The 17,080-nt window shown below is 34.4% G+C and carries 17 protein-coding genes; 4 read left to right on the forward strand and 13 right to left on the reverse strand.

All coding sequences use genetic code 11. From position 1 onward, the window contains the following. Positions 1-6: 6 nt before the first annotated feature. Positions 7-1,242: a GAF domain-containing sensor histidine kinase gene (locus N4270_RS10225; RefSeq protein ID WP_260097000.1), complete on the reverse strand. Its 1,236-nt coding sequence runs from the start codon at positions 1,240-1,242 to the stop codon at positions 7-9. Between the two features lie 59 nt (positions 1,243-1,301). After that, positions 1,302-2,066, reverse strand: a complete 765-nt coding sequence (locus N4270_RS10230; RefSeq protein WP_260097001.1) for a TIGR02757 family protein — start codon at positions 2,064-2,066, stop codon at positions 1,302-1,304. Positions 2,067-2,167: 101 nt separating this feature from the next. On the opposite strand from N4270_RS10230, the gene N4270_RS10235 reads away from it, so the two are divergent. Further along, on the forward strand, positions 2,168-2,623 hold the full coding sequence (locus tag N4270_RS10235) for a hypothetical protein (RefSeq protein WP_260097002.1): 456 nt from the start codon (positions 2,168-2,170) through the stop codon (positions 2,621-2,623). Positions 2,624-2,652: 29 nt separating this feature from the next. On the opposite strand, the gene N4270_RS10240 is transcribed toward N4270_RS10235, so the two are convergent. Beyond that, positions 2,653-3,315 carry an ABC transporter ATP-binding protein gene (locus N4270_RS10240; protein ID WP_260097003.1) on the reverse strand — a complete coding sequence of 221 codons (663 nt, stop codon included), beginning with the start codon at positions 3,313-3,315 and terminating at the stop codon, positions 2,653-2,655. 44 nt (positions 3,316-3,359) lie between these two features. Beyond that, positions 3,360-5,864 carry a carbohydrate binding family 9 domain-containing protein gene (locus tag N4270_RS10245; protein WP_260097004.1) on the reverse strand — a complete coding sequence of 835 codons (2,505 nt, stop codon included), beginning with the start codon at positions 5,862-5,864 and terminating at the stop codon, positions 3,360-3,362. 212 nt (positions 5,865-6,076) lie between these two features. Between N4270_RS10245 and folE the strand changes: the two genes are divergently transcribed. Then, a complete protein-coding gene (folE, locus tag N4270_RS10250; RefSeq protein WP_260097005.1) occupies positions 6,077-6,673 on the forward strand; it encodes a GTP cyclohydrolase I FolE in 597 nt (198 codons plus the stop codon). A 52-nt stretch (positions 6,674-6,725) separates the two neighbouring features. Next, a complete protein-coding gene (locus N4270_RS10255) occupies positions 6,726-7,010 on the forward strand; it encodes a hypothetical protein (protein ID WP_260097006.1) in 285 nt (94 codons plus the stop codon). Between the two features lie 60 nt (positions 7,011-7,070). Here the strand turns inward: N4270_RS10255 and N4270_RS10260 are convergent, their stop codons facing one another. From N4270_RS10260 to N4270_RS10295, 8 genes are all read right to left on the reverse strand, one after another. Further along, complete coding sequence (locus N4270_RS10260; RefSeq protein ID WP_260097007.1) at positions 7,071-9,326, reverse strand: TonB-dependent receptor; 2,256 nt, start codon at positions 9,324-9,326, stop codon at positions 7,071-7,073. Positions 9,327-9,387: 61 nt separating this feature from the next. Further along, on the reverse strand, positions 9,388-9,720 hold the full coding sequence (locus tag N4270_RS10265; protein WP_260097008.1) for a hypothetical protein: 333 nt from the start codon (positions 9,718-9,720) through the stop codon (positions 9,388-9,390). Beyond that, a complete protein-coding gene (locus N4270_RS10270; RefSeq protein WP_260097009.1) occupies positions 9,720-10,217 on the reverse strand; it encodes a DUF6787 family protein in 498 nt (165 codons plus the stop codon). The genes N4270_RS10265 and N4270_RS10270 overlap by 1 nt, the downstream gene beginning before the upstream one ends. A gap of 27 nt (positions 10,218-10,244) precedes the next feature. Next, positions 10,245-10,673 (reverse strand): DUF6146 family protein, encoded by a 429-nt coding sequence (locus N4270_RS10275; protein WP_260097010.1) that lies wholly within the window; start codon positions 10,671-10,673, stop codon positions 10,245-10,247. 203 nt (positions 10,674-10,876) lie between these two features. Then, positions 10,877-11,515: a DUF937 domain-containing protein gene (locus tag N4270_RS10280; RefSeq protein ID WP_260097011.1), complete on the reverse strand. Its 639-nt coding sequence runs from the start codon at positions 11,513-11,515 to the stop codon at positions 10,877-10,879. 105 nt (positions 11,516-11,620) lie between these two features. Continuing rightward, positions 11,621-12,571: a D-2-hydroxyacid dehydrogenase gene (locus N4270_RS10285; RefSeq protein WP_260097012.1), complete on the reverse strand. Its 951-nt coding sequence runs from the start codon at positions 12,569-12,571 to the stop codon at positions 11,621-11,623. Between the two features lie 68 nt (positions 12,572-12,639). Beyond that, a complete protein-coding gene (serC, locus tag N4270_RS10290) occupies positions 12,640-13,701 on the reverse strand; it encodes a 3-phosphoserine/phosphohydroxythreonine transaminase (RefSeq protein WP_260097013.1) in 1,062 nt (353 codons plus the stop codon). Between the two features lie 101 nt (positions 13,702-13,802). Continuing rightward, complete coding sequence (locus N4270_RS10295; protein WP_260097014.1) at positions 13,803-14,864, reverse strand: acyl-CoA reductase; 1,062 nt, start codon at positions 14,862-14,864, stop codon at positions 13,803-13,805. A 164-nt stretch (positions 14,865-15,028) separates the two neighbouring features. On the opposite strand from N4270_RS10295, the gene N4270_RS10300 reads away from it, so the two are divergent. After that, positions 15,029-15,382 (forward strand): 4Fe-4S dicluster domain-containing protein, encoded by a 354-nt coding sequence (locus N4270_RS10300; RefSeq protein ID WP_260097015.1) that lies wholly within the window; start codon positions 15,029-15,031, stop codon positions 15,380-15,382. A 189-nt stretch (positions 15,383-15,571) separates the two neighbouring features. Here N4270_RS10300 and N4270_RS10305 read toward each other — a convergent pair whose 3' ends face one another. Continuing rightward, the gene (locus N4270_RS10305) at positions 15,572-17,050 is read right to left on the reverse strand and encodes a DUF5686 and carboxypeptidase regulatory-like domain-containing protein (RefSeq protein ID WP_260097016.1); all 1,479 of its coding nucleotides are present in this window, start codon (positions 17,048-17,050) and stop codon (positions 15,572-15,574) included. Positions 17,051-17,080 lie beyond the last annotated feature (30 nt).

The raw sequence follows: 17,080 nt of genomic DNA on the forward strand, positions 1-17,080 counted from the left end.
GTTTTTTTATACCAATTCACAAGTTGTCATAGACTCCGATTTATAAAACTCACTCGTTTTAGCTAAAGTAAAATGAAAGGTACTTCCTTGTCCTGTTTTTGAGGACACCGAAATTTCGCCTCCTAGTTTTTCTACAAGATTTTTAACGGTACTTAATCCAATACCTGTACTTGACTTTCCGTAGTCATTCTTTATTGTTTTAAAGATTTCAAAAATGTACTGCTGTTTGTCCTGCGGAATACCAATGCCATTATCACTCACACTAAATATATGATTAAACAAATCAGAATCGTAAGTTAAGGTCACTAAGCGCTCAGGTTTGTCGTTGTATTTCAGGGCATTATCAATTAAATTAATTAATATTTGTGATAAAGCCGATTTGTTTATGCTTTTTATGACGGTGTTTTCTGGGAATATAAAGCGGTCGTTTTTACCGATAAGGATTTGTTTTAAATCTTCGGAAAGCTCGTCCAGACTAACATCTTCATAATTCGATTTTAATAATTCATCAGATTTGTAGTACAATAAAATTCCGTCGATATAATCTTTTAAGACTGTTGTAGATTCTTCGATATAATTTAAATATTCATTTGAATCTTCCGAAAGCTGTTCTGTATTATCATCACGTAATAAATTGGTTAGTGAAATAATATTTGCTAGAGGTGATTTTAAATCATGTGATACATGACTTGCAAATGTTTTTAACTGTTGGTTTCGTTTTTCTAATTCTAAAGTTGCCTTTTCTAAAACCGCATTTTTCTTACGTAATTCGAATAGATTCACAACCTGCTCTCCTAAGGTTTTTAAAGCCTCTATCTGTGTATTATTAAGTTGTCTTGGCTTGTGATCAAAAACACAAATGGTTCCTAAGGAGTATCCTTCGGGATTAATTAAAGGCACTCCTGCGTAGAAAATAGCTTGCAGACTAGTAATTAACGGATTGCCTTTAAAACGGCTGTCTTGTCGTGCATCTGGCACAATTAAAAGGTCGTCTTCCAAAATGGCATGACCACAGAACGAAATATCTCTGGGTGATTCATTAAACGGGATACCATAATGTGATTTGAAATAATTACGATCCTGATCTAAAACAGTTATTAGTGCAATAGGAACTTCACAAATAGTTGCTATGAGTTTGGTGATTTTATCGTAATCCTTTTCTGGAAGACTGTCTAATATCGCATAGGATTTGACAGCATTTAAACGCTGCAACTCGTTTTTTGGGAATTTTGGGCTTTGCATAATTCAATGATTTGGGGTAAAATAGATACGAAAAAATTTAATTAACGGTTTCCGATTCTTTAAAAGCCTTCAAAAACACCGAGCCCAAAGAGTGCAAAATCATATTTTACAGGATCCTGCGAATCTAATTTACGTAAGGCAGTGTCGAGCTCTAGTAAGGCTTTTCCGTCGTTTTGTTTGCGCTTTAGAAGCTTTAATTTTCGGGCGACATTTCCAGAGTGTACATCTAAAGGGCAGGATAATAAAGCAGGAGAGATACTGTTCCAAATCCCAAAGTCAACACCATTTTGATCCTGTCTAACCATCCAACGTAAATACATATTGATACGCTTAGCTGCTGAATTTTTTAAGGGATCACTAACATGTTTCTTTGTACGTTCTAGATGTTCGATTTCAAAAAAATGTTGCTTAAACTGATGAATAGATTGTTGAAGGTTCTTATTCGCTGTGTATTTTGAAAACAGAGCCTCTAAACCGTTATGTGTCGTGTAAATGTGTTTTAAGCTTTTTACAAACTGAATAAAATCATCACCATTAAAGGTTCTATGGACAAATGAAGTTAAATCTTTCAAGTCAGATTCTTGATGGTTTATGATGAAATCGTGCGGTGATTGCTGAAGTAAATTCATCATTTTATAAGCATTTTTGATAATGCTTTTGCGATTTCCCCAAGCAATTGTGGCGGTTAAAAAACCAGCGATTTCGATGTCTTCTTTTTTTGTGAATTCATGAGGCACCTGTATAGGGTCACTTTCAATAAATCTTGGATGATTGTATTGCTCGACTTTTGTGTCTAGAAATTTTTTAAGTTCTTTGTGGTTCAAGAGGGTTGTTTTACTCTTGTAAATTTACACTTCTTATCGCGTTGTTACAAGGTTTCATTCTAACAAAAAATCTGTTATTTTTGTCTTTAAATTATCATACCATGAAAACATCAATCTATATCGTCGTTTTGGCATTATTTACACTTGTATCTTGTGAGCGTGTCAAGACAAAAACGCAGGAAACCATCAATGCTGGCGGAGAAGTAGTAGGTAAATCGGCAACCGAATTTGTTGAAGGTGTTTCCGAAGGTATAGATAAAACCTTAGAAGCCAAACTCAAGCTGTCTCCAGAACTTCAGAAAAAAGGGGTGAAAACGGGAAAGTTTACCATTGCAGATAATCCTCAGGGCGGAAATGATAATATGCTCACTTTATATATCATTTTTGACAAGGATTATGATGATATTATGTTTGTTAAGGTCTTTGATAAAAACGGTCTGGAAACCGGACGCGCTAAACTAGAAGTGAAAGGCGCTAAAGGTGACGCTAATTATTTTGACTTTACCTTTAATGAGCGTACCGAAATTGAATACCGAAGTTTGATTGTTATTGAATAGCTTATTACTGAACTGACAATCGAATAAAATTACCCAAGAATTTTCCCATCAACCATCGTTAATTTGCGGTCGGCCATATCGGCTAATTCTTCATTGTGAGTTACTATGATAAAGGTTTGACCAAATTCATCACGTAGTTTAAAAAAGAGTTGGTGTAGATTTTCGGCAGATTCACTATCTAAATTTCCAGAAGGTTCATCGGCAAAAATTAAACTCGGATTATTAATCAGTGCTCTGGCTACTGCAACACGTTGTTGTTCACCTCCTGAAAGCTCATTAGGTTTGTGATGGTGACGATGCGATAACCCTAGAAAGTCTAATAATTCTTTGGCACGTTTTTCGGCTTCTGCCTTTGTTTTTCCGAAGATAAAAGCAGGAATACATACATTTTCTAAAGCTGTAAACTCTGGAAGCAATTGATGAAACTGAAAAATAAATCCGATATGCTCATTTCTAAATTTTGCTAAAGCCTTATCGCCCAATTGTGCTATGGATATTCCATTTATAGTAAGTTCACTTGCCGTCTTGCGGTCTATTTGATCTAAGGTTCCAAGAATTTGAAGTAAGGTTGTTTTTCCTGCTCCTGAAGCACCAACAATAGAAACGATTTCTCCTTTTTTTATGTCTAAATCTACACCTTTTAAAACGTGTAAATCACCATAATATTTATGTATGTTTTTTGCTTTAACCATCACATTAAAATGAGATTCGAAAATACTACTTTAATATGAATTATCTAAGATTTATAAAACTGAGAATTTATTTTTTTAGATACACTGCTTAGCTGATTGCTTTCGTTGTTTTTCTTTTTGAAGATTCTTTTGATATTATTATAATCAATAAAATACTGGACTCTCAATGAAAAGGAGTGGAGTATCGGTTGTTCAAAAAGCGTGTTGACACTTTCGCTGTAGGTTTTAGACGCCTCACGGTCACTGTTAAACAATTGATTTCTATACAAAGCTGTTAAGAAGCTTCCAGGCGCAAATTGCCAGGTGTAATTGAGATCTAAATTCCAGGTGCTAAAATTTACATCAGACGTCTCTAAGCCTAAGTCGGCGTAAGTAGTATTGGTGTTGAATAAGCGTCCGTTTTCTTGTAAAAAGTAAACGTCGTCTTCATAATCGACTACCGACCAATAATTCCTAAAGGTTAATCCGAGGGAATGAAAAGGATTAAAACTATAGGTTCCTGTTAATCTATTTACGATGGTACTTTGGTCGCGTTGCCCAAAAACAATCTCATCATCCAAACTATTAGAGTTATTTGCATACCCTCTGTCTTTAAAAACTCTGTTGATATCAAAAGAATAGATGAGTGAAAATTTATCGCTTATTCGGGCTCTCGGACTTAAGCCAATCCAGAATTCTTTGGTGTCTCTTCCGTTTTCAAAAAACAAAACACCTCCAGTATTTATATCATAAGCAAACACTTTGTTGTAATTTGATGAAAAGTAAACGTTTCCGTTAACCCTGTTTTCATATATAAAAAACCGATTATTTACTCTGGCTTCAAAATAATCATACTGTTTGCCAGCGAGCATATTTATGTTTCCACCAAAACCATGCAGTTTATCTTTAAGCTGAAAATTAATATTTCCTCCAAAACCAAAACCGGTAAACACGCTGGGATCTGCCAGTCTTGTGTAATTAATATAAGTGTTCCAGTTTCTACTGATAAAATTTTTAGTCGGCTCAAATATTCTATGACCAAAATCAACCCCAAAATTATTGTAGTTATTTCTAAAAATAAGCCCTAAATCATTGATGTCGTATTTAGTATCAGCATAACTATGATCAAAACTATAGCGGTAATTACCATGTATTTTTCTGGCCATAAAAAAGGTGCTAAACCCAGTCGAATTGTCATCTATATCATTAATATTACTCATTTTTACTTCACCTAAAAGATTATAAGTATTTCTTTTATTAGTAATGTCGGCTAGTAATGCGGTTACGTTTCCGTCTCTAAAATGACCGTTTCTAGTAACGTTGGTATTAACTAAGCTAACCGAAGAATTTTGATTGAACTGCTGATCTAATACTAAAATATTATAGTTGGATAGCGGCTCAACAAGTTGATCTCTGTATTCGCCAGTGATTGTATCTCTTGTGGTGGCGTATGTTTTTTCAGTAATGGCATTAAAGAAGCCAATACCTAAGCCTTTTTTTGTTCTTCCGGAAACTTTTGCAGCATTGAGAACCTTTACCGTATTTGGTCTATCTGTAATCACTTCATTGTCATTAACCGTTATTTGACCCGTAGGACGACTTCCAACACGTCTTGAGAAAAAGAGGTTTCCTTTGTTAAATAAATCGACACCTTCAGTAAAAAACTGGCGTTGTTCAGAAAAGGTTTGTTCAAACGGACCGAGATTTAGCGAAAGGTTATCAAAGCCAGCCTGACTAAAATCTGGGACTAAAGTCATGTCTAATGTGAAATTTTCTGTGATACCATATTTAACATCTAAACCAAACTTTAAATCGGTTTCTGTGTCGCCATCAAAACTATTAACGATTCCGGTAGAAAACGGATAAAAAGCTAATCGCGTAGGAGGTTCGATGTTTTTAAGTCCGGTAATTTCACCATGATACAAACCGATGTTTCCTTTTGTGATATCAATAGCATTCCAGGTGTATTGTGAGCGATAGCGTCTAAATTGTCTATGAAACTGAACGCCCCAAGTTTGCACTTCTTGATTAGAAAAACGGAGTGCTCGATAGGGGATTTCCATTTCTACAGTCCAACCATCATCATTAATTTTCACAGCACTATCCCAAACGGCATTCCAGCCAAAATCTTCACCATTACTTGGTGTTGCAACAGCATCAGCTTGGGTTCCAGAACTAAATACGAAAAATTCGGTATCATTTTGAGCGTCGTTATTAGGGTTTAAAATGAGTCCGAAAAAATCGGCTTGACCAAAATTATCGCGACTGGTTAACTGACGCATAATTTTTGAGGGATCGTCATATAAGTAGGCTGCGACATAGATAGCCTTATCGTCATAAGTCATTTTAACGATCGTTCGGTTTTCTGTAGAATCTTTGACGCCTGCATCGGGTCTAAATTGCGTAAAACCTTTGGCTTCCTTAGCTGTTTGCCAAACCGCATCGTCTAATATTCCATCAATTTTTGGAGGTGTGTTTGTGCGTTCAATTTGTAGTTGTTTTTTTTCCTGGGCATTGGCAAAAAAACTAAAAAGTAATAATAGGGTTATTAGAATTAAGCGAAAAGTCATTTGATAATGATTGATGATTAGTGTCTAGTCATTGTAAAGACACTAAAAATTTTAGTTAGTTACAGTTATATTACAAATCTAATGTCCGTAGCCCTGAATTTTCCCAAGTAAACGTTAAAAGTGTTGTTTATGATAACTAATTGCTGTTCATACTAGGGGGTTTTGTCTGAATTTTTTTACTTACATTTATTAAAATTTAATACTTATATAGAATGCCTTACCAAAAATTTGAGGAATATAATATAAAGGTAACCGATGACGTAAAACAGCGTTACAAGAAAATTATTGAAGATTTAGGTGAAGATACCAATCGTGATGGCTTATTAAAAACGCCTGAACGCGCTTCTAAAGCCATGCAGTTTTTAACGCAAGGCTATTCGCAAGATGCTGCCGATGTTTTAAAAAGTGCCATGTTTAAAGAATCTTATAATGAAATGGTAATTGTCAAGGATATTGAACTGTATTCGTTGTGTGAGCATCATATTTTACCTTTTTTTGGCAAAGCTCATATTGCCTATATTCCTAATGGTCATATTGTTGGTCTAAGTAAAATACCTAGAATTGTAGATATTTTTTCGAGACGCTTGCAAGTGCAAGAGCGTTTAACAGAACAGATTTTGAATTGTATTAATGATACACTTAAACCCGAAGGTGTCGCCGTGGTGATTGAAGCCTCTCATATGTGTATGATGATGCGTGGTGTACAGAAGCAAAACTCGACGACAACCACATCAGGATTTAGAGGCGCGTTTAAAAATATTGAGACCCGTACTGAATTTTTGAAACTTATCAGTGAAAAATTGTCATAGCTTAGGTTTTGGAATGCTATTTGCTTTATAATAAGTAAATTAAATACATACTATGACATTAGAAAACACATCAAAACATAAAAAATTAGTCCTGAGTCTTATATTTGACGCTATTGGGATGATTCCGTTTATAGATTTATTATGGGCGCCACTTTCAGGATATTTAATGACTAAACTTTATAAGGGTAAAGTAGGTAAGCTTGCTGGAATTTTTTCATTTATAGAAGAGATAATTCCGGGAACAGATTTTATTCCTTCGTTTACCATTATGTGGTTGTACACCTATGTTTTTTCTTCAGAAAAGACAACAGATGAAACCATCATTGATATTAAATAGTTTAACCTAATTTAAAAGTTTAAAAAATCAGCCTGAATTCTATATTCAGGCTGACTTTTTTTATAAGGTGTAGTTTAGTCCTAGACTAATATTACGTCCTATATTAAAGATGTTATCAGATTTTAATCGTGATAAATGACTAACATAAGTTGTATTGGCTATATTATTTGCCGCAATAGTGACTTCCAGGTCATTTTTAAAAAGTTGAAACGTACCACCTAAACCAGCACTCAATAAGCCGTAACCTGCAGTATTGGATTCAAAATCACTAACATTATTTTGATCAAAAGTATAGCTGTATTTGATAAATGAATAACTGTTTTGAATCCAGTCTTTATTAAATTCAACTCGCAACGTATTGTGCAAAGAATTTGCCGGAATTAACGGCAAATGCGTGTCATCATCGAGCTGACCGATTACGGTTTCGAAGCTACTTTCAACATGGAGCCAGTCTAGAGGATGTGGGTGAAAATGAAATCCAAATTCTCCACCATAAAGTCTGGCATTATCTTGTAGGTATACAAAAACAGGGTCATCGTCAATAAACTCACCATTCGGGCTCAAGAAAATATAGTCATTAATCTGATTGTAAAATAAGTTGGCAAAGACTTCAACATGCTCATTTTTAAATTCTAAAGCCAAATCTACTTGGAAATTCTGTTCGTTTTTTAAATCAATATTTCCTATTTCATAGCGGTTTGTACCTTCATGAGTTCCATCTGAAGCTAGTTCAGATAGGTTTGGCGCTCTAAATCCGCTAGCCAAATTAAAACGTGCTGTAACTTTATGAAATAGATTTGTTTTGATCCCAAGAGCGCCATTAAAACTATTAAAATCTCTATCAATTTGAGAATTAATATTAATATGACGATAATCGTAACGCGCACCAAGTTGAATGTCAATTTTGTCAAAATGAATATGAGAGGTCGCTAATATTCCAATATCATTAGTGATAGCATCAGGAATTAAGAGTTCTTCACCATAATTGGTGTTTGCTTGATTCATCCCTTGAACACCAACAATAGTCTCAAATCGTCCAATTTCAGGAAGATTATATCTAACATTATAATTAAAAGTTTTAAGTTTCATATGTAGCGCAGGTGCTTCATCTTCACTGTGGACTTCGTCATCATGATCCTCTTCATCGTGATCATCGTCATCATGGTCTTCATCGTGATCTTCTTCACCATGATGATGATCTTCAAATTCTTTTCTGTCATTATATATATACCCTAAAGTCACATCTAAACTAGAATTGTTAAAGAAGATTGTAGATTTAGAACTGAAAATATGGTTTGTAATTTCTTGAAACAGTTCAAGAGGTGTTGTATTAGTGTCTTGAATACCAATGGCTTCAGGAATCCCTAATTTAGAGCGGTTAATATTGTAGCGTAATTCGGTTTTAAACTGATGTTTTTGATAGCCTAAACCTGCTTTAAAATCTTGCTCTCTAAATCGTGTGTTGGTAACTCTGTAATCTGTAGTTTCATAATCAGAATGTTCAGCAACACTTCCTCTGAATAAAAATTTAAAATGATCACCAGAAGATTTAAAGGCAGCACTCGAATTGTACCCTTGTGTGTTACTAAAATAAGTGCCACTAATAGTTGCCTCTGAAGCATTTTCCGTAGCAAAGCGTTCCGGATTTAAATATAAAACACCACCAAGTGCATCGCTACCATAGAGTAGGGAAGCAGGACCTTTGATAACTTCTACACTTTCAATTCCAGCATCATTAATGCCTAAACCGTGTTCGTCTCCATATTGCTGATTTTCTAAACGTACACCTTGGGTATACACTAAAACTCGATTAGAACTAAGACCTCTAATTACAGGTTTGCCGATGCTAACACCTGTACTTAAGCTAGAAACTCCAGCTATATTAGTAATTCCATCAGCTAGGTTAATTGCGCCACGTGATTTTAATTCTTTAACGCTTTGACGTTCTACTTTCATAACGTTCTCACTTTGAAGCTTGTGAAATGGAGTAGAAATAATCACTTCTTCCATTTCAATTGCCGAAGGTTGTAGTATGATTTTTAAAACTTCGGAAACTGGAAATGTTATATTGATTGAATAAGTTTCAAAGCCAACCGAAGAGACCACAAGTTTGTGTGTTCCGTTAGGAATGTTAGACATTTGAAACTTTCCATTGTCATCGGTAACTGTACCTTTTTCTAATTGTGGAAAATAGACATTTACAAATGCAAGTGCTTGATTATTATTTGATTCTATTATTTCGCCTTTTAGTATATTTTGCGAAAATACGCTTTGTGCTATTAATAGAAATAGCACAACAGCAGTTGTTGTTTTCATGTAATTTGAATTTAATAATTAACGATATGTCTGAGTGTTGTAGCTCAGTTTTGGACTAATGTTAATTATTAAATGGTGGTCCGCGAAGGGAAAAGTGTAAGCGTTGATAATTACTAAGAAAGCTATAATAGTGGTTAATTGTTTTATGGTTAGCCTCTATAGCATATATATCGTAATCAACGATTACTTTGGTGGTTTGTGTTTGAAGTTTGAATTTATAAAACTCACAATCGAGATCTATTTTATGAAAATGGGTTTGATCTTTGTCAAAACAAACTTCGTGTTCGTGATTACTTAAAGCATGTGAAAATTTAACAACAGAAGGCACCAATAAAACAAACGCCAGCACTAAGCTTGCGAGTTGAATTGAAATATGAGGTTTTTTGATGTCCATCAATTGAAAAATTTACCTAATCCAAAGCGTTTCAACATTTTCTTTTCAAATTCCCAAAAGAATTGAAACTGACCAAAAAGCCAGCCAAACATCACTAATAGGATTTGGTAGAAAATGAGCCCAATAATAATGAATAATACCCAATAAAGTATCGGATTTAAGTTTTCTTTAGTAATTCCGATAAACTGCATGATAGGTTTACCTATAAGCATCGAAGAAGAGCCGGTGATTGCAAATACGATAAAAATCCGAATCATTTCCCATTTATAATCCACAACCCACTTATTTTCAAGCTTTTTAAAGATAAGGAGTGTCAATTTTAAAAGCACTATAAATAGAAGTATAGCTGAAAGTACTGTTACAATTTGAGGCAAAGAATTTGTTAGTAGATATGCTAGTTTGTAAGCAGAATAGCCTAGGCCTAAAAGCCCAAAAACTGGAAACAAGAGTTGCCAGTTTTGTTGTATGTCCCAACGTGATTTAAAATGATCTAGCATCGCGTAAATTTGCAATGCAAAGATACTTTAAATTCTTGGTTGTAAAGCGGTCAATTTTTGATTATGTGTTAACTGAAAGTAAATGAAGTAATTATATAATTTATAGTTAACATCATAGCCATAATTTATGTTTGGCTGGTAATCAATTTGCATTTCATAAAGATTAGGATCAAATCTATTCACTTGTAAAACACGGCTATTCCATTCTTGGACAAATATTTTGTTTCGAGTTTCCATAAACGATTGTGAATAATATCCTTTAGGTCTTGCTATTGAATTGAGCCAACCATTAAAACCGGGTTCGATGATAATAATTTCATATTCTATATCATCGTTAGCGATTCTAACAACATCTTCTTCAGGAATGTCTGCTGTTGAATTGTCTACGGTAGTTTGAGAAGCACCACAACTTACAAGAAGTATGGCCATCATTAAAATTTGTGTGATACGTTTCATTACTTTTTTTTATTTTAAAGTTACAAAAATCATTCCGAAGCTTTAAGCTTGCAAAACTCATTTTTTATTAGTGATGCTCAAAAATATGCAGCAAATACTGATTGAAAAAGACATAATGAGTGAATAGGACGTATGACTGAGTAAATTGTACAAAAAAAGCCAAACACTTGGTTTGGCTTATCATATATAAGGTTTAAAATCGTTTATTTTCCTCCAAAAAGTCCGCCTAGCAGTCCGCCAAGACCTCCTTTCTTACTAGCATTTCCTAAGACCATTCCTGCAACATCATCAATAACGCTTCCGTCACCATCAGCATCTAAAATCTTTTCAAGGAAACTTTGTTCTTCTTTAGCATCATTACCACCAAGTAAACCACCAAGTAGTCCGCCTATATCATTGGAAGAGCTCACATTGTTTTGTCGTGCTTGCTTTCCTAAAACACCCATTAAAATTGGAGCCGCTACTTTTAGAATATTACCTACCGAACCTGCATCTAAACCAGACTTTTCGCCAAGAATTTTTTCAACACCTTGTTGTTTGTTACCTAAAACGTGACCAAGAATTTTACTACCATCTTGTTTTACTTCGTCATCAACGCCACCGCCAAATAAACCACCTAAGTTATCTAAGATGCTTCCGTCGTGTTTGTTGCTAAGTGCACCCATTAGTCCTTCTGCACCTTGAGGTGTTGAAGCATTTCGCTCCATTGCTTTCATTAAAACTGGTAAGGCCATCGTTAAAACACTGCTCGTTTTGTTTTGATCTGTTCCAGTAGATCCAGAGACACCACTAATAATTGTTTTACCAAGGTCACTGTTTAATAAGTCTAAAATTCCTGACATAATTTATTTTGAATAAGGTTAATATAATTGGACCTTCAATGTACAAAAAAAAGTCCTAACATATATAGGACTCATTTTTTTTGTTTAGGTCACATTTGGTGACATTTATTTTAGAATACTAATGATTTGATCTGCTAATTCAGTACCAATTCTATCTTGTGCTTCATTGGTTGCTGCGCCAGTATGAGGCGTGAGCGATAAAGCAGGATTCATTAAGAGTTGAATTTCTGGTTGAGGCTCTTTTTCAAAAACGTCTAAAGCAGCTCTGGCAACTTTACCACTTTCAATAGCTTTAACAAGTGCCACTTCATTTATAACGCCACCTCTGGCTGCATTTGCTATAATGACACCATCTTTCATTTGCTTAAATTCGGCTTCATCAATTACATAATCTTTTTGAGCAGGAACGTGAAGTGTTAAAAAGTCTGATTGTTTTAAAACCTCTTCTTTAGAAATTGTTTTAATTTCAAAGTTTACTTTTTGACCATCAAAAAAGTCTAATTCTAAGTTTGCTTTTTCTAAGAAAGGATCAAAAGCAACCACTTTCATTCCGGCTCCTATAGCCACTTTTGCTGTAGCTTGACCAATGCGTCCAAAACCTAAAACGCCTAATGTTTTTCCTTTTAATTCTGTGCCTTTAGCATAAGCTTTTTTCAGCCCTTTAAAATTAGCATCACCTTCTAAAGGCATATCGCGATTAGAATTATGCAAGAAACGAGCAAGTCCGTAAAAATGCCCAAAGACCAATTCGGCAACCGAATGTGAAGATGCAGCCGGAGTATTAATGACATGTAGGCCTTTGCTACGCGCATAATCAACATCAATATTATCCATACCAACACCACCACGACCAATGATTTTTAGGCTAGGGCAGTTGTCAATAATATTTTTTCTAACGGTTGTAGCACTTCGAACTAATAGCACCGAAATTTCATTTTCGTTGATGTAGTTTTCTAATTGTTCTTGAGCCACAGTTGTTGTAGAAACTTCAAAACCTGCATTTTCTAAGGCATTAATCCCGCTTTGTGAAACACCGTCGTTTGCTAATACTTTCATGATTACGTTGTATGTTATTTGTTTTAAGCATTTTGATAATCAACTGTATCAAAATACTATGAATTGTTTTATGCTTTTCGTTCTAATTCACTCATCACATCTACTAAAACACCAACACTTTCCAGTGGTAAGGCATTATACATTGATGCTCTATAGCCGCCAACACTTCTGTGGCCATTTAATCCGTTAATTCCGGCTTCTTTAACCATGGTTTCAAAGGTTTCTTTTAAATCTTCATTAACAAGCGTAAAAGTAGCGTTCATTGTTGAGCGATCTGCTTTTGTTGAAAACCCTTTAAACAACGGATTTAAATCTATTTCAGAATAAATTAATTGAGCTTTTTTATCGTTTTCTTTTTCAATAGCAGCGATACCTCCAAGGTTTTTAAGCCATTCTAAAGTGAGCATTGATGTGTAGACAGCAAATACTGGTGGCGTGTTAAACATACTGCTCTTGCTAATGTGGACTTTATAATCCATCATTGAAGGAATTTTACGAGACACTTTGCCTAAGACCTCTTCTTTTATGACTACAAGGGTGGTGCCTGCTGGACCCATATTTTTTTGAGCACCTGCATAGATAATATCAAATTTTGAAAAATCTAACTGACGAGAAAAAATATCACTACTCATATCACATATCATTGGGATAGGCGAGTTAGGGAATTCTTTCATTTGCGTTCCAAAAATGGTATTATTAGATGTACAATGGAAATAATCATAATCTGTAGGAATATCATAACCCTTAGGAATATAATTATAGTTGGCATCTTTGGAAGAAGCGACTTCATAAATATCATCATAAAGCTGAGCTTCTTTAATCGCTTTATCACTCCAAGTTCCTGTATTTAAGTATCCAGCGCGCTTTTCTAACATGTTTAGTGCGACCATCAAAAATTGTGTGCTCGCTCCACCTTGTAAGAACAATGCTTTATAACCTTTGCCTTCTAAACCAAGAAGTTCTAAAGCTAGTGCTCTGGCATTTTCCATAACGTCCACAAAAGGTTTACTTCTATGGGAGATTTCTAATAGTGATAAACCGTTATCAAAATTTATTACAGCTTCTGAAGCTTTTTGAAGGACGCTTCCAGGTAAAATACATGGTCCTGCGCTAAAATTGTGTCTTTTCATGAGCGTTTATGTTTTGTTCCGAGGAATTCGAAACCTTTTAAATTATTCTTCACAAAGGTGGCAAATTCTGTAAAAAAAAGCATTAAGAATATGATAATTTATTAACAGATTTTCAACGAAAACGTAATAGTATCAACGTTATCAGCATAATCCCATAGATTTGGTAATTGCGTTTGCCCAAATTTAATTTCACTATCTAAAATTCCGTTTGAAACCACACATTGAATCTGCTCTTTTTTCTCTTCTAATTGAGTTTTTAAATCGGCTTCTGATGTATAGTATTCATAAAAAAGTGTAGCAATTGGAGATGCGAAGCTCTTATCTTCTTTCAGCATTAAAAATCCGTTTTCAAGCATTTTAAATTCACTCATTAAATACACAGCTTTGTTGTAGTCGTAATTATTGGCATATTTTGCCTGATTGATTATTGGGTGCCAATGGTACATTGCTTTAAAGAAATTGTCAAAATCATAGGTTTTAGGAACCAGAAGTTTTGATACATTTCTACAACCTAATCCATAATATCTAAAAATATCTTCGGAAAGCGCTTTGAGTTCACTTTCAGTTTCATTGCCAGTTAAAACGGCTACCGAATTTCGGTTTTTTCTAATAATAGAAGGTTGGTCTTTAAAGTAGTATTCAAAATAACGTGCTGTATTATCGCTACCTGTAGCTATAACGGCGTCAAAGTGTTCTAGTTTGGCTTCAGTAAATTTAATTCGGCTTTTAAACTCAGGCTCTACGTACTCTAAATATTTGGCTAAAAAAGGAAGCAGATGTTGATCATTTGACGACTGTTTGACTAAAACTTTTTGTCCGGAAATGAGCACCGATAAAAAATCATGAAACCCAACTAGAGGAATATTTCCTGCCATAATAATGGCAATAGTTTTCAGGTTTTCGGTATTAAATTGATACTTGGACGTCCATTGGCTAATCGTGTTTTGTGTTAATTGATTAGACCAGCCAGTTAAAGCAAATAGTATATTTTCTTTGGTAAACCAACCATTGTGTTCTTGTGCTAATTTAATTTGATGCTTAAAACCATCGAAAAACAAATCATAGTGAAGAATGTTTTCTTTTTTTTGAATACCTTCATTAGTAAATTGGCTTAAAAAGTCCCCTAATTTTACAAATGCGTTAATTCTTTGTTGTAAATCCATAATCTGTTTGGTTATACGATGTTTTGGCTTTATTTTTGCAACTGCAAATTTACGCAAACTATATAAGAAATAAGCTAAGAAAAAGCGTGTTGTTTGTTCGCCAGTTAAAGCGCATCAAATCTGACTTTTTTTTTAAAGAATATTAACAACAGATTACAATTACTATGGCTATTATAATAACAGACGAATGTATTAACTGTGGAGCATGTGAACCAGAATGCCCAAATACAGCGATATACGAAGGTGCTGATGATTGGAGATATAAAGACGGAACAAGTTTGGAAGGTCATATTGTGTTACCTAACGGAAAGGCGGTAGATGCCGAAGAAGCACAAGAACCAGTAAGTGATGAAATTTACTATATCGTTCCCGATAAATGTACCGAATGTAAAGGCTTCCATGAGGAACCACAATGTGCTGCTGTATGTCCTGTAGATTGCTGTGTGCCTGATGATGATCACGTTGAAACCGATGAAGAACTTCTAGGAAAACAACGTTTTATGCATCCAGATGATTAGTCGTTTAGCGACATTTAATTATAAAAAACCATAAGCTGTTGCTTGGGGTTTTTAATTTCACTTAATTTTTTAAGCTGACAAAAATACGCTAAAAATGATCTGTTTTGTTATTTGAGTAGGTGTTGGGTATTAATCTTAATTTGTTGATAGAGGCTTAAAATGATAGTACCTAATAAGAAAGTAAATTCGTTATTTTTCTTCAGCATCAAAAGTCTTTAACTCTGTTGTGGGAGCGAGTGTTTCTTTTCCGGTCCAAACATTAGCATCATACTTGCGTAAGGTTTCAAACGTAACGGACTTATGTTCATTAAACGAATCAAAATCTGAAGGCTCTAGTTTGCTGATGTCTGAAAACAATAACTCTTCACGACTAACAGTGTTTCCTTCAATTTTAAAATTAAAAGCGGTTTTATTTCTATCGGCACTATTCTCAATAAATTTAAGAGGTCTATTCAGATAGAAGTATTCGCCAGATTCACTTTTGATATATCTTGGTTCGTAGAGGTTTTGGTCGTTTTTTCTGTAGATGATAGTGCCTTGATTGACGTTTTCAATATATTTAATCCCTAAAATGAGTCTTAAATTTACTTTTTCACCACGCTTTCCTTTTGCATACCGATAATCGATTTTCAAAATGGCATAGCTGTCTTCTGTAATATAGAGATGTCCGGTAAAGTTGGCTCTTGAGCGTCTTGGCTTAAATTCTATTAAATAGACCATTTCGTCATTTAATAAGCTTGCATTTTTTAAACTGTATTCGTAGTTGTCTGTATTGAGAACTTTTGTCAACATACTAGTGTTGCCTAGTTGTGATTTACTAAGAACAGAAGCCGTGCTTTTTCTTAGATTTTCGGTGTCAACTTCGTTAGGATTTTCATTTTTATCATTTTCATTGGTTAATGCTAAAGAATCTTCAATTTTAAACAACCCAGTTTTTAGTTTGTAAGTTTGAGTGGTATCCAGATATCTTAAGACGATGTTTTGAGCTTTTTCCTGGATATTTTCTAATGAAATGTCCTTATTTGAGTTGATGATTTTTGTGGCCTTTTCAATATTTAATTTTTGATGTGCTTTGTCTTTAACGAGGAGATTTCCGGAGTAATCATTAAAGTAAACAAAATTACCGTTCTTGATGTCGTTAGCCATTCTGCTAAGGCTTTCATTCGCATCTTCAAGTTGCCTCTTTTTAAAATGAGAAGCTTTATTGACTTTAAAATCCAGATTTTTAAAATCGATATAAGACGTTTCTCTGTAAAAGAAATTATAATTTAAAGAGTCGCTCTTGTAGTTGGTTTTTAAGTTTCGCCTCGCTCTTGCAATGATAGAATCTACATTAGGTCTGGTATTGGTAAGGTATACTGTATTTAATTCGTTAATGGCAGGCGCTAATAGAATCTTATATCCTGAAGATTTGATGTCATCAATACTAATTGTTAAAGTTTGGTAACCAAGACAGGATAACTCGATAGTATTAGCGTCGACATCATCTAAATCGATGATAAATACACCTTCTTCATTAGAAATGACACCTTTAAATTCGGCGGTTTGAATGGCTACAAATGGAACGGGTTCGCTAGTCGTTTTATCAATTATTTTGGCAGAAAGTTCTTGAGCGTTGACAAGTGTAGTAAGGATTAATATAAGTCCTAAAAGTATGTTTTGTTTCATGATTGATGGTTTTACAAACACGACGAACAC

The sequence above is a fragment of the Psychroserpens sp. SPM9 genome, assembly GCF_025153525.1.
Lineage (GTDB): Bacteria > Bacteroidota > Bacteroidia > Flavobacteriales > Flavobacteriaceae > Psychroserpens.